The organism is Streptomyces solincola, from assembly GCF_002982015.1.
GTDB classification, from domain to species: domain Bacteria; phylum Actinomycetota; class Actinomycetes; order Streptomycetales; family Streptomycetaceae; genus Streptomyces; species Streptomyces solincola.
The window spans coordinates 1-13,106 of sequence record NZ_PVLV01000119.1 but is presented as its reverse complement, the minus strand read 5'-3'; the positions used below and the strand labels follow the sequence as shown (position 1 = coordinate 13,106).

Sequence of the window (13,106 nt, the reverse complement as noted above, 5' to 3'; positions counted from 1 at the left end):
GCCGCCAGGTCCTCGTGCTCCACCAGCGCCTTGCCGCGCCGGCGTGCTCCAGGGCGGCGCGGGCGGCGGCGTCGGCGGCGGGGACGGGGACGACGACCTGGCGGACGGCGCTCTGGAGGAGGGACCAGCGGGCCAGTTCGGCCAGCGCCTCACCGGCGTAGCCGCGGTCCCCGGCGGCCGAGGGGTGCAGGTCGAGGATGAGTTCCACGGTGCCCTGGCGGGGCGGGCCGGTGAACAGCGCGGTGCCGACGACCTGGGCGTCCTCGGTGCGCAGCAGCAGGTAGAGGCCCCAGCCGGGGCCGTGCCGGCCGGCGTCGACCGCCCGGCAGGCGGCGTCGGCCGCCCGGACCACGGCGGGCCAGGGGCCCGCGCCGGGCCAGAGCAGCCCGGCGCCGCCGCCGGCGGCGAGCATGCGGGCCTCCAGGACGGACGCCTCGCGCAGCCACAGCCGCTCGGCGGCCAGCAGGACCGGGGCGTGGCGCTCGTCGCCGGGGGTACGGGAACGGGCGCGCCGGCCCCGCCCCGCGGCCCCACCCGTACCGGACGCCGCGCCGCAGGCCGTGCCGGCGTCGTGCCACAGCTCGGAGACCAGGGCCAGGCAGGTCTGCTCCGCGCCGCTCCAGCCGGTGGCGTGCCAGCCCCGGGGCAGTGCGAAGCCGCAGGGCCAGACGGCGTACTGGCGCCTGGCGTTGACGATGACCGCGTGCGTCATGGCAGCACTCCCAGATGGACCTCGCGATGGCCCGAGGCTGGACCAGGGAGCTGGAGCGCCGGTCGAGCGGGGGAGGGGCGGCAGAGGCGACTCAAGTCCGGCCGGAGGGCGGACGGAGGCCGACCGCAGGGCCGCCGGGGTACGGCTGGAGGCCGGCTTGAGAGCTGTGGCCGGTGGCCTGACGGCTCATTAGGCTCGCCTGTGTTCGTGTCTGCCCTTCGTTCCTCCGTACGTAGACGACTGCGTATGCGGCTGAGCGTTGCGGCGATGGCTCGTCTCACCGCACAGGAGTTGACTGGTTCCCATGACGAACACACAGCAGACCGACAGCAAGACGATCCTGGTCATCGGCGGCACCGGCAAGACCGGCCGCCGGGTCGCCGAGCGACTCACCGCACAGGGCCTCCCGGTGCGCGTCGGGTCCCGCTCCGGGGAGCCGCCCTTCGTCTGGGAGGACTCCGCCACCTGGGAGCCCGCCCTGGAGGGCGTCGGCGCCGTCTACGTCACCTACTACCCCGACCTCGCCTTCCCGGGCGCCGACGAGCACATCGCGCAGTTCTCCAAGCTCGCCGTCTCCAAGGGCGCCCGCCGCCTGGTCCTGCTCTCCGGGCGGGGCGAGGAAGGCGCCGTCATCGGCGAGAACAAGCTGAAGGACTCCGGCGCGGACTGGACCGTCGTCCGCTCCAGCTTCTTCAACCAGAACTTCGACGAGAGCTTCTTCCTGGAGCCCGTCCTGGCCGGCGAGATCGCCCTGCCGACCGGGGCCGCGGTGGAGGCGTTCGTCGACGCCGACGACATCGCCGACGTCGTGGTGGCCGCGCTCACCGACCCCAAGCACATCGGCAAGACCTACGAGCTGTCCGGCCCCCGGCTGCTCAGCTTCGGCGACGTGGCGGAGGAGCTCAGCAAGGCCACCGGCCGCGACATCCGCTACATCCCGATCAGCAAGGACGAGTACCGCGCGGCCCTCGTGCAGCACGGCCTGCCCGAGGACTTCGCGGAGCTGTTCGAGAACGTCCTCGACGGGCGCAACGCCCACCTCGTGCACGGCGTGGAGGAGGCCATCGGCCGCAAGCCGAAGGACTTCGCCGAGTTCGCGCGCGAGGCGGCCGCCCGCGGCGTCTGGAACGTCTGAGCCCGCCGCACGACGCACCAGGGCGGTCCGGCAGGACGCGATGGCCCCTGCCGGACTCCGCCCCGGAAACGAACGAAGCCCCCGACCCCCTGGAGCGGGCCATGAGCGCCTCCCCGTCCAGTGAGCGACTCGGCTCGCTCCCCGGCCACCTGCACGGCTTCGCCCTGATGCACACCGGGATGCGCCGGGACGCCCGGCGGCTCACCGCCGCCGCGCCCGCGCTCACCGCCGCCGGAACGGAGGCGGCCGCCCGCTGGTGGAGCAGGCTGCGCGACGTCATCGACTGGCACCACCGCAGCGAGGACCACACGCTCTGGCCCGAGCTGCTGCGCAAGCTGCCCGACTGCGCCGAGCAGGCGAAGAAGCTGGCCGACGACCACGGCGAGCTGGACGCCGCCATGGACGGCGTGAGCGCCGCGCTGCGGCCGGGAAGTCCGGCCGGCGGCGAACTGACTACGGCCGCCCGGCGGTTCTCCGAGGTGCTGCACGAGCACCTCGCCGACGAGGAGGAGATCGTCTTCCCCGTCTTCCTGCGGCTCGGCGAACGCGACTACCTCGACCTGGAGCAGCGCCTGGTGCGCACCGCCCCGCCCCGCACCCTCGCCTACCTGCCGCCCTGGATGTTCGACGAGGCGCCGGCCGACTCCGTGCGCCGGGTCGCGGCGACCATGCCGCCACCGGTCCGGGTCCTCGGCCGCACCGTGCTGCGCCGCCGCTACGAGCGCGGCCTCGGCGCGGTCCTGCGCCCCCGCTGACCGCGGCGCCGTACGACGCGGCCGGCCACCCCCGTCCGGCCCGCGTCCTACGGCGCCGCACCCATCCCGTCCGCCCGACCGGCAGGAGCCCGACCGATGCCCACCGCCGCCCTCACCGCACCCGCGGCCGCCCTCGAATCGGCCCTCGACTCCGCGCCCGTCGCCGGACCCGACCTGTACGCGGCGACCATCGCGATGGGCCTCAGCGCCGGGCTCTACTTCGCCTTCGACGCGGCCGTGCTGCCCGGCCTGGAACGCGGCGACGACCAGACCTACGTCACCGTCATGCAGAACATCAACGAGGCCATCGAGAACGGCCTGTTCGGCGCGGTGTTCTTCGGCGCCTTCCTGGCCACCGGCTCGGCCGGGCTGCGGCTGCGCCGGCACGGACGCCTGGCCGCGGCCCGCTGGACCTGGGGCGCGCTCGGCTGCTACGCCACCGCCGTCGCCCTCACCTTCGCCGTCAACGTGCCGCTCAACCGCAGGCTCGCCGCCGCCGGAGCGCCCGAAGCGATCCGCAGGCTCGGCGAGCTGAAGGAAGGCTTCAGCGCGCCCTGGGCCCGGTCCAACTCCCTCCGCACGCTGGCCTGCACCGCCGCCCTGGTCTGCCTCGGCCGCGCCCTGGCGCTGCGCCACCGGGCGGCCTGAGGCGATGGACGCCCTCACCGGTCTGCTGGAGGGCCCCAAGGCCCGCGGCGCGTTCCTGCTCAAGTCGGTGTTCACGCCGCCGTGGGCGATGCGGATCGAGGACCGGGCGCCGATCTCGCTGGTCACCATGGTCAGCGGGGACGCCTGGGCCATGCCGGACGGAGGCACGCCGGCGCGGCTGCGCCCCGGCGACGTGGCGGTGCTGCGCGGCCCCGAGCCGTACACCATCGCCGACGCCCAGGGCACCCCGGTGCACGTGGTCGTCGGGACGGAGCAGCGGTGCAGCACCACCGAGGGCGAGGACGTCACCGAGACGATGGCGCTGGGCGTACGGACCTGGGGCGACCCGCTCGGGCAGGGCTCGGCGGTCATGCTCAGCGGCACCTACCAGGCGCCCAGCGAGGTGGGCCGGCGGCTGCTCAACACCCTGCCGACGCTGCTGGTGCGCCGCACCGGCGCGACCGGCGACCCGCTGGTGGCGCTGCTCGCCGAGGAGATCGCGCGCGACCAGCCCGGCCAGGAACTGGTCCTGGACCGGGTCCTCGACCTGCTGTTCGTCAGCGTGCTGCGGGCCTGGCTGGCCGACCCGGAGGCCGGCGCGCCCGCCTGGTACCGGGCGCAGAGCGACCCCACCGTGGGTCCGGCGCTGAAGCTGCTGCACGAGAACCCGGCGCGGGCCTGGACGGTCGACTCCCTCGCCCGCAAGATCGGCATCTCCCGGGCGGGCCTGGCCCGGCGGTTCACCGCGGTCGTCGGCGAGCCGCCCATGGCGTACCTGGCGTCCTGGCGGCTGACGCTCGCCGCGGACCTGATGCGCGACCCGGAGACGACGGTGGCCGCGGCCGCCCACGCGGTCGGCTACAGCAGCGCGTTCGCCCTCAGCTCGGCGTTCCGGCGGGTACGCGGGATGAGCCCCAGCGAATACCGGGCCAGCAACGCCTCCGACCGCGAGATCGGCGCGGGCGCCCCGACGGGCACGGTCGTCCTGGGCGAGTAGCCGGCCCGGCCGCCCGCTCCCGTACGCCGGAGAGCGCCGCCCCCCCCCGGCCCGCGGGGGAAGCGGCGCAACGTGCCCGGTGCGGTCAGCCCCTGCGCCGGTCGGCCAGTTCGCGGATGGCGCGGACGACTTCCTGCGGTGTCTCCAGGGGGAGCATGTGGCCGGCGTCGGGGAGTTCCTCGAAGCGGGCCTCGGGGAGGGCCTCGGCCACCGCGCGGCCGAGGGCGGGGGCGACGACCCGGTCGGCGGCGCCGGCCAGGACGACGGCCGGGATGCGGACCGTGGCGAGCGGTTCGCGCAGGTCCATGCCGCGGGAGGAGCGGAAGGCGTCCGCCCGTACCTGCGGCGCGGTGGCGGCGAACATCTGCCGGTTGACCTCCAGGGCCCGGCGGTCCGCGCCCTTGCCCATGGTCTGGCCGAGCAGCTTGCGGCCCAGCGCCGGGCGGCGCAGGGCGCGGGTGAACAGGGCGCTGCCCATCATCCGCACCTCGCTGTCCGGGGTGTCCTGGTCGTGCGCGGCCGTGCCGAGCAGCAGCAGGCCGCTCAGCTCGCGCGGGCCGGAGGTGACGTAGGACAGGGCCGCGAAGCCGCCGCCGGAGTGGCCGGCGACGATCGCGTCCGGCGCGCCGACGTGCTCCAGCACCGCCCCGAGGTCCGCGCCGAGCCGGGGGACGGTGAAGCCCTCCCGGCCCGGCGCGGACGCCCCGTGGCCGCGCTGGTCGTACAGCACCACCCGGTGGCCCTCGCGGATCAGCCGGTCGGCGACGGTGCCCCAGACCCGGCGGGCGGCGGCCCAGCCGTGGGCGAGGACCACCGTCGTACCGGACGGCGTGCCGAGGGGGGCCAGCACGGTGACGGCCAGCGCGGCGCCGTCGTCCGTCGTGACGGTCGTCTCCGCGGCGGCCACCGCCGCGGCCGCGGTGGTCATGCCCGCTCCCCGGCGAGGACGCCGCCGAGCGCGGTGAACGCCGCGCTGGTGGCGCGGGAGTGCTCCCCGCCGATGTCGGCGACCTTGGCCAGCACCTTCAGCCAGCCGTGCGGGCGGCCCTGGAAGTGCATGCCGATCCGGGTCCGGCGGCCGCCGTCCACCGGGTCGAGGACGAAGGAGCTCGGGCCCCGGAAGACCCCGTCGACGTATTCGATGTCCAGCCGCCGCCCGGGGTCGACCGCGGTGGTGCGGGCGGTGAACCGGAGCTTCAGGCCGCCCTTGTCGGCGCCCTTGGTGTGCACGGTCACCGCCACCCGGCCGCCCACCTGGTCGGGCGCACCCGAGGTGGTGGCGAAGGTGTTGGCGGGGACCCACCAGCGGGCGCCGCCGCGGAACTCCGCGAGCAGCGCGTCCCAGACTTCCGCCGGGGGCGCGTCGACGACTGCTTCGTCGATGAGGTCGTACGTCATGCCGACTCCTGTGGATGCGGGGTCAGGTCAGGGCCGGTTCAGGAGAAGAACCCCTGGCCCGGGGTGAGGATGTTCGCCGGGTCGTAGCGCTTCTTGGCGTCCTGGAAGGCGTCCCAGGAACGGCCGAAGTGCCGGCGCCACTCGGCCTTGCCCATGCCGGGGATCGCGCCGACCAGGTAGCGCTTGGCGCCCAGGGCCACGGCCTTGTCGTAGAGGCGGCGGTTCAGCGCCAGGATCGCGTCGATCTCCGCCTTGGTGACCCCCGGGTCGGGGAAGCTCAGCAGGTCGAAGAGGTAGCCGACGGAACCGGACGGCTGGACCGTCAGCGGCCGGGTGACCTTGGAGGTGAGGTACGGGTAGAAGAGCAGGAACCCGGCGCCCAGCATTCCGGGCGTGAGCACCGACTCGACGTGCCGCATGAACTCCGCGGTCTTGTTCGCCGGCAGGAACAGGCTCAGCCACGGCTTCGGCGTCTGCCAGTGGCCGGTCTCCTTCAGGTACGTCTCGTACGGGTCGAGCCGGAACATGTAGTCCAGGTAGGTGCCGTCCTCGATGACCGCACGGGAGCGGTCGTCGCGCAGCCCGGCGAGCAGCTTGGCCCGGTCGGGGGCCGTCGTGCCTGAGTAGTACGCGGCGGCCTCCAGCTTGTAGTTCCAGCCGGAGTCGTCCGGCTTGCGCAGCAGCTCGCCGGCCTGGACCTGGAAGCGCCCGTCGGCCATGACCTTCTCGGCGTCGGCGAGGTAGGTGGCGAGGTCGCCGTAGAAGAGGCTGAAGACGACCGCGCGCTGCGGCGCGGGCACCAGCTTGAGCTTGGCGCGGACGATGATGCCCACCTGGCCGCCGCCGCCGAGGGCCGCTTCGAACAGGTCGGGGCGCTTGTCGCGCGAGGCGGTGAGCAGCTTGCCCGTGCCGGTGACGATGTCCAGCGAGATGACCTGGTCGGTCTGGAGCCCGTACTTCTGCACGGTGCCGCCGATGCCGCCGATGCTGAGGGTGCCGCCCACCGACAGGTGCAGGTAGTCGGTGAGCGCCGGCGGCGTCTGGCCGGAGGCGGCCGCGGCGTGGGTCAGCTCGGCCCAGGTGGCGCCCGCCTCGACCACCGCGCTGCCCTTGGAGACGCTGATGATCTTCGACAGGCCGCGGGCGTCGATGGCGATGCCGCCGGGGACGGCGGCCTGGCCGTAGCAGGAGTGCGACTCCAGGTCGGCGCCGGTGCCGGCGCGCCCGTTCATGGCGATCTTCAGCTTGTTGGCGCGGGCGTAGTCGACCATCTTCACGATGTCGTCGACGGAGCCCGGCCGCAGCACCGCCCAGGGCGTGCCGCCCTTCAGCTTGCCGAAGTCCTCGCTGAAGTCGCCGACCGCGGCCGGGGCGGTCTCCAGGCGTCCGTCCAGGACGGGCACCGGGGACAGGTCCCGCGGGCGGGACTCGGACCCCGCCACGGCCCAGCCCCGGGTGGGGCTGAAGCCGATCACGGCGGTGGCCGCTATGCCGCCGAGGACCCCGCGGCGGGAAAGCTTGTTGTTCATCGTCCGTCCACTCCCGTTGGTCATACGTGGTGCACCGACGGTCTTCCCGCTCCGACGCTGGTGGCGAGCTGGTGTTCCTGTGGCTGGAAGCGCTTGGTCTGCCGACGGAATCGCCATGTGTACGTTGGCCAGATGGAGGGGTTGCGCCCGTGCTCGTCGAGGTACCAGCTTCGGCAGTTTCCAGCGTTCCAGACGGTGCCGTCGAGGCGTCGGGCCAGAGCCTCGTTCCACTCTGCCTGGGCCTGCGAGCGGACCTCGACGCTGGCGAGATTCCGCTTGGACATCTCCTTGAGCGCGCTCAGCACATAGCCGATCTGCGCCTCGATCATGACGACCTGGGAGGAGTGCCCGAGGGTGGTGTTGGGCCCCAGCAGCATGAAGAGGTTGGGGAATCCGCTGACCGTGGTGCCGCGGTGCGCGGACATGCCCTGCTCGTGCCACACGTCCCGCAGCAGCCGGCCCTCGCGGCCGGTGATCCGGCCGGCCACCGGCCGGTCGGTGGCCTGGAAGCCGGTGCCGAGGATGATGGTGTCCACCTCGCGCTCGGTACCGTCGGCGGTGGTCACCGACTTGGGGCCGACGCGGGCGATGGCGTCGGTGACCAGCTCCACGTTGGGCTGCTGGATCGCCGGGTAGTACGTGTTGGAGAACAGCAGCCGCTTGCAGGCCATCACGTAGTCCGGGGTGAGCCGTTCGCGCAGCTCCGGGTCGGCGACGCTCTTGGCGAGGTGGTCGCTGGCCATCTTCTGCATCTTGCCGGCCACCTGCGGGCGGGCCATCACGAAGGCCAGGATCTCCCGGCCCCACATGTTGAAGTTCCGCCGGAAGCGCTGGTAGCCGGGGACCTTGTGCAGCAGCGCCGACTGGAGCGCGCTGGTCGGCTTGTCGTTCTTCGGGCCGATCCACGGCGGGGTGCGCTGGTAGAGGTCCAGGTGCCCCACCACCGGCTGGATCGCCGGCACGAACTGGATCGCGGAGGCCCCGGTGCCGATGACGGCGACCTTCCGGCCGGACAGGTCCTGCGAGTGGTCCCACCGCGAGGAGTGGAACACCGCGCCCTCGAAGTCCGCCAGGCCCTCGATGGCCGGCACCGCCGGCTCGCTGAGGTAGCCGGTGCCGGTCACCAGCACCTGCGCGGTGTAGGTGCCCTGCGAGGTCTCGACCACCCAGTGCCGGGTGGTCTCGTCCCAGGCCGCCGAGAGCAGCTCGTGCCCGAAGCGGATGTGCGGGCGGACCCCGAACCGGTCGGCGCAGTCCTTCAGGTAGGCGTGCAGCTCGGGCTGCTTGCCGAAGGTGGACTTCCACCCCGGGTTGCGGGCGAAGGAGAAGGAGTAGAGGTGGGACATGACGTCGCAGGCGCACCCCGGGTAGGTGTTGTCGCGCCAGGTGCCGCCCACCTCGTCGGCCCGCTCGAAGACCAGGAAGTCGTCGATGCCCTTCTGCAGCAGCCGGATCGCCATGCCCAGGCCGGAGAATCCGCTGCCGATCACGGCCACCCGCAGATGCCGGGTGGGCCCGCCGCCGCTCGCCCCGGCGGCGGCCGGCGCCGCCCCGCCGGCGGAGGCGGGGGGTTCCAGAACGCTCGTCATGTCGGCACTCCTCAGCGCTTGGCGACGGTGATGCGGAAGTTGTTGAAGAACTTGTCCTCGAGCGTGTACGCGAAGATGTCCAGGTAGCGCTCGAAGCGCGCCACGACCTCCTCGCCCTCCAGCGCCACGGCCTCGTCCCGGCGCTCGGCCAGCAGCTTCAGCCAGGCGCGGCAGGCCACCGCGAAGGACTCCCGCTCGTTGACGATCTCCACCACGTCGAACAGCCCCTCGGCGGCCTGCGTCAGCTCGTGCAGGTGCGGGATGTGGCAGTTCTCGAACTCCGAGCGCTGGAGGAACTTCAGGTCGTCCAGGAGCTGGCGGTTCATCGGCAGCGCCTCGGCGGTCATGGTGTGCAGCACGAACCGGGCGCCGGGCTTGAGGGTCTTGCCGACGGTGTTGAAGAACACCCGGTACTTCTTGGTCCGCTCGCGCGGCGGCAGCGCCGAGGAGACGAAGTGCTCCAGCGCGTTGATGCAGAACGCCGCGTCGTACGGGTCGTCGGTGGTGTGGTCCTCCCAGCTCTCCACCCGGGTGGTCAGCCGCGGGTTGTCCAGCCCGGCGATGAACTGCTCCTGGGTGCGGCTGAGCGTCAGGCCCACCGCCTCCTGGACCCCGTGCACGGTGGTGGCGCGGTTGATCATGGTGCCCCAGCCGCAGCCCACGTCCAGCACGCGGCGGGCGCCAGCGGCGTTCGCCAGCTCCACGAACGTGTCGAGCTTGCGCTCCTGGGCCTCGTCGAGGGCCTCCGTCAGCCCCTCGCCCTCCTCCCAGTAGCCGCCGGAGTACATCATCGTCGGGCCCAGCAAGAGCCGGTAGAAGTCGTTGCTGACCTCGTAGTGGTGCCTGATCGCGTCGACCTCGGGGACCGTCCTGGCAGCGACCGTCGTCATGGTGTCCTCAACTCCTGTCGGGCGTGCGGCTGTCGGGACCGAGACAACCGCGCCCCTCGCAACAGCGGCGCAACACGGCAGCGGTGCGCGGCTGTTGCGCCCGCCTTGCGCGCCTGCGGCTTGCATACGGATCGAGCCACCGGACATCCCGGAGCATCCGTGAGAGAGGACCAACCTCATGTCGCTGCCCACCATCGAAGAACTGGCGAGCCGGCTCGAGGCCGTGTCGGGCGCCGCGAAGGTCGACCCGGACCACCCGCTCCAGCACATCCCCGACGTGGACTCGCTGGACCTGATGGAGTGGCTGTACGGCTTCCAGAACGCGTACCCCGACATCCCGGCCGACGAGTCGCTCTTCGCCGACATCGACGACACCACCACGCTGCGCGTGGTCTACGACCGGATCCTGGCGCTCGTCCCGGCCCAGTCCTGAGCGGGGGCGCCACATGAACGGCTTCGACATCGCCGGGTGGGGCATGGCCGTACCCGAACGCGTGGTCACCAGCACCGAGCTCGCGACGCGCTTCGGCGTCGACGAGCACTGGATCACCAGCCGGTGCGGCATCCATGAGCGGCGGGCCGTCGGACCCGGCCAGACGACTGCCTCCCTGGCCGTCGAGGCCGGCCGGCGCGCCCTGGAGAAGGCCGGGCTGGACGGTGGCGACATCGCCCACCTGATCGTCGCCACCGCCACGCCCGAGCAGCCCTCGCCCGCGACGTCCGCGTTCGTCCACCACGAACTGGGCATCGCCGGCAGCGCGCACGACGTCAACTCCGAGTGCGCGGGCTTCGTCTACGGCCTGGTGCAGGCCATGGGCCTGATCAAGATCGACCCGCGGCCGATCCTGCTCATCGGCTCCGACACGCACACCCTGACGGCCAACCCGGCCGACCGGGACCTGTCCATCCTCGTCGGCGACGGCGCGGGCGCGGTCGTGCTGACGCCGGCCGCCGAGGACAGGGTGCTGGCCTGGAACCTCGGCGCGGACGGAAGCTGCACCGGCAGCCTGAAGGTCCTCGCCGGCGGCAGCCGGATGCCGACCACCGAGCAGACCGTGCGCGACGGGCTGCACTACGCCCAGATCAACGGCAACGAGATCTACCTCAACGCCGTCCGCTACACCGTGCGCACCGTGCGCGAGACCCTCACCCAGGCCAAGGTGGAGGCGGCCGACGTCCGGCACGTCATCCCGCACCAGGCCAACATCCGGATCATCAACTCGATCCTCAGCCACACCGGGCTGCGCCCCGAGGCCCTGGTGGCCAACCTCCACAAGTACGGGAACACGGCGTCCGCGTCGATCCCGATCGCGCTCACCGAGGCGCTGGAGGAAGGCCGCATCCAGCGGGGCGACCTGGTCCTGCTGGCCGGCTTCGGCGCCGGCATGACCTGGGGTTCCATCCTGCTCGAATGGGGCGGCGACACCGCGGCAGCGGCGTCCGCGGCCACCGCGGCAACCACCTCGGGAGGTACGTCATGAGCGGCGGCAAGTCCTTCGGGGAGCGCCCCGAGCAGCCGGTCGCCCTCGTCACCGGCGCCTCCGGCGGCCTCGGCCAGGCCCTGGCGGTCGAGCTGGACGCGCTGGGCTGCCGGGTCGCGGTGCACTACAACTCCTCCGAGGCGGCGGCCCGGGCCGTGCAGGACAAGCTGCACAACGACTCGGTCGTGGTCACCGGCGACGTCGGCGACTACGCGGCGGTCACCGCCCTGTACCAGGAGGTCTCCGAGAAGCTGGGGCCCGTCGACGTCCTGGTCAACAACGGCGCCATCCGCAAGGACGCGCTGATGGCGATGCAGGCGCCGGAGGACTGGGCCCAGGTCATCCAGACCAACCTGGTCGGCTCCTTCCACACCGCGCGCGCCGCCGTGCCGCACATGCTGCGGCGGCGCTGGGGACGGGTCGTCAACATCGTCTCGCCGTCCGGGCTCATCGCCACGGCCGGGCAGACGGCGTACTCCGCCTCCAAGGCGGGGCTGATCGGCTTCACCCGCACGCTGGCCGCGGAGTGCGGCCGGCGCGGGGTGACCGTCAACGCCCTCTCCCCGGGATTCATGATCACCGGCATGACGGTGGACCTCCCCGACCGGGTCAAGGAGGGGATGGAGGGCAAGGCCCCGATCCCCCGCTTCGTCACCGTGGAGGAGGTCGCCCGCAGCATGCGGCTCTTCCTGGAGCAGGACTGCATGACCGGCCAGGTGATCAGCATCGACAGCGGCGTCTCCATCACCTGACCGCCGCCCGTCCGGGCGGCACGCCGGGCCGGCCGGCCGTCTCCCCTGCGGCCGGCCGCCCCGCCGGGCGCTTCCGCAGACGGCCCGCCCCGCCGCGCGGCGGTCCTCAGGTGGGCTGCGCGCGCCGCGCCGGCGGCGGCAGCGCGTCGAAGGCGCCGAGCAGGGAGGCGTCCAGGTCGTCGCCGCCCCGGCGCGGGCGGCGCGCGGCGGCCGCCGCCCGGCGCGGACGCGGTGTGCCCGGGTCGCGCAGCAGCCTCAGATACGCCTCCTGGGTCTCCGCGGACGGCTCGATGCCCAGCTCCTCCGCCAGCACCTCCCGCAGGTGGTGGTAGGCGCGCAGGGCGTCCGCCCGGTTGCCGGCCGCCGTGTAGGCCGACATCCGGCAGCGGTGCGCGCTCTCCCGCAGCGGCGCCCGCCGCACCGCCTCGTCGGCGTACCGCAGCGCGTGGTGCTCGTCGCGCAGCGCCGCCGCCGACAGGCTCGCCAGCTCCAGCGCGGTCAGCCGCAGCTCGTCCACCCGTTCGCGTTCCGCGCCCACCCAGTCACCCTCGTGGGACGGCAGGAAGGAGCCCCGCAGATTCGACACCGCGCCGGCCGCCATCTGGTGCGCCACCGCGTGCGCGCCGTCCGCGAACGCCGCGCTCGCCTCCCGCACACCCGTCTCGGCGACCTCCACGTCCACCGCCGCGTCGTCCGACAGACGCAGCAGGTAGCGGCCGCTCTGGGCGACCAGCGGCGTCTCGCCCGGCCGCTGCTGCGGACCGGTGACGCAGGCGCGCACCCGGCTGACGACGCTGCGCAGCGCCGACGCCCAGGTGTCCGGCAGCCCCTCCGGCCACACCGTGTCGGCCAGATGGTCCCGGCTGGTGCCGGTGGCGCGCTCCAGGATCAGCCGCGCGAAGGCCACCTGGACCTGCGCGCTGGACAGATGCCGCGGTGGGCAGCCGTCGTGTTCGACGGTCACGAGCCCGATGAGTCTGATCAGCACAGTTGAGCCCCCCCATGGATCGACCGCGGACCGCCGCGCGAGGGCGCCCGCGGGCCCCTCACCCGGCGCGGCGACGGTGATCCCCACAGTAGGCAGAGCACGGAAGAGTCCCGGTCGAACGCCCGCGCAGACGTGCCGGGCGTTCGACCGGGACTCTTCCGTGCTCTGCCTACTGTGGGGATCACCGTCGCCGCGCGAGGGCGCCCGCGGGCCCCTCACCCGGCGCGGCGGT

At 73.4% G+C, this 13,106-nt stretch carries 14 protein-coding genes; 7 read left to right on the top strand and 7 right to left on the bottom strand.

Going from position 1 to position 13,106, the window contains the following annotated elements; translation table 11 throughout:
- Positions 1–712: GNAT family N-acetyltransferase (locus C6N75_RS29975; RefSeq protein ID WP_107503740.1), on the bottom strand; the 712-nt coding region annotated here is incomplete at its 3' end.
- A 304-nt stretch (positions 713–1,016) separates the two neighbouring features.
- Between C6N75_RS29975 and C6N75_RS09510 the strand changes: the two genes are divergently transcribed.
- The 4 genes from C6N75_RS09510 (at position 1,017) to C6N75_RS09495 (ending at position 4,247) form a co-directional block, all read left to right on the top strand.
- Positions 1,017–1,847, top strand: coding sequence for an NmrA family NAD(P)-binding protein (locus tag C6N75_RS09510; RefSeq protein WP_105868428.1), 831 nt, complete (start codon positions 1,017–1,019; stop codon positions 1,845–1,847).
- 101 nt (positions 1,848–1,948) lie between these two features.
- Positions 1,949–2,602, top strand: coding sequence for a hemerythrin domain-containing protein (locus C6N75_RS09505; protein WP_105868427.1), 654 nt, complete (start codon positions 1,949–1,951; stop codon positions 2,600–2,602).
- Positions 2,603–2,698: 96 nt separating this feature from the next.
- Positions 2,699–3,250, top strand: a complete 552-nt coding sequence (locus tag C6N75_RS09500) for an anthrone oxygenase family protein (RefSeq protein ID WP_105868426.1) — start codon at positions 2,699–2,701, stop codon at positions 3,248–3,250.
- A gap of 4 nt (positions 3,251–3,254) precedes the next feature.
- Complete coding sequence (locus C6N75_RS09495) at positions 3,255–4,247, top strand: AraC family transcriptional regulator (RefSeq protein ID WP_105868425.1); 993 nt, start codon at positions 3,255–3,257, stop codon at positions 4,245–4,247.
- Between the two features lie 85 nt (positions 4,248–4,332).
- Here C6N75_RS09495 and C6N75_RS09490 read toward each other — a convergent pair whose 3' ends face one another.
- Genes C6N75_RS09490 through C6N75_RS09470 form a run of 5 tightly spaced genes read right to left on the bottom strand, consistent with a single transcriptional unit; the run spans position 4,333 to position 9,653 of the window.
- A complete protein-coding gene (locus tag C6N75_RS09490; RefSeq protein WP_105868424.1) occupies positions 4,333–5,175 on the bottom strand; it encodes an alpha/beta fold hydrolase in 843 nt (280 codons plus the stop codon).
- Complete coding sequence (locus C6N75_RS09485; RefSeq protein WP_105868423.1) at positions 5,172–5,645, bottom strand: SRPBCC family protein; 474 nt, start codon at positions 5,643–5,645, stop codon at positions 5,172–5,174. The genes C6N75_RS09490 and C6N75_RS09485 overlap by 4 nt, the downstream gene beginning before the upstream one ends.
- Before the next feature lie 38 nt (positions 5,646–5,683).
- Positions 5,684–7,174, bottom strand: coding sequence for an FAD-binding protein (locus C6N75_RS09480; RefSeq protein WP_105868422.1), 1,491 nt, complete (start codon positions 7,172–7,174; stop codon positions 5,684–5,686).
- Between the two features lie 20 nt (positions 7,175–7,194).
- Complete coding sequence (locus tag C6N75_RS09475; RefSeq protein ID WP_105868421.1) at positions 7,195–8,763, bottom strand: flavin-containing monooxygenase; 1,569 nt, start codon at positions 8,761–8,763, stop codon at positions 7,195–7,197.
- An 11-nt stretch (positions 8,764–8,774) separates the two neighbouring features.
- On the bottom strand, positions 8,775–9,653 hold the full coding sequence (locus C6N75_RS09470; RefSeq protein ID WP_105868420.1) for a class I SAM-dependent methyltransferase: 879 nt from the start codon (positions 9,651–9,653) through the stop codon (positions 8,775–8,777).
- Between the two features lie 178 nt (positions 9,654–9,831).
- Between C6N75_RS09470 and C6N75_RS09465 the strand changes: the two genes are divergently transcribed.
- From C6N75_RS09465 to C6N75_RS09455, 3 genes are read left to right on the top strand one after another with little or no spacing between them, the layout of a single operon-like run.
- Positions 9,832–10,086, top strand: a complete 255-nt coding sequence (locus tag C6N75_RS09465; protein ID WP_105868419.1) for a hypothetical protein — start codon at positions 9,832–9,834, stop codon at positions 10,084–10,086.
- 13 nt (positions 10,087–10,099) lie between these two features.
- Complete coding sequence (locus C6N75_RS09460) at positions 10,100–11,134, top strand: 3-oxoacyl-ACP synthase III family protein (protein WP_105868418.1); 1,035 nt, start codon at positions 10,100–10,102, stop codon at positions 11,132–11,134.
- On the top strand, positions 11,131–11,886 hold the full coding sequence (locus C6N75_RS09455) for an SDR family NAD(P)-dependent oxidoreductase (RefSeq protein ID WP_105868429.1): 756 nt from the start codon (positions 11,131–11,133) through the stop codon (positions 11,884–11,886). Before C6N75_RS09460 ends, C6N75_RS09455 begins: the two co-directional genes overlap by 4 nt.
- Positions 11,887–11,992: 106 nt before the next feature.
- Here the strand turns inward: C6N75_RS09455 and C6N75_RS09450 are convergent, their stop codons facing one another.
- Positions 11,993–12,850, bottom strand: a complete 858-nt coding sequence (locus C6N75_RS09450; RefSeq protein ID WP_258177309.1) for an AfsR/SARP family transcriptional regulator — start codon at positions 12,848–12,850, stop codon at positions 11,993–11,995.
- Positions 12,851–13,106: the final 256 nt, after the last annotated feature.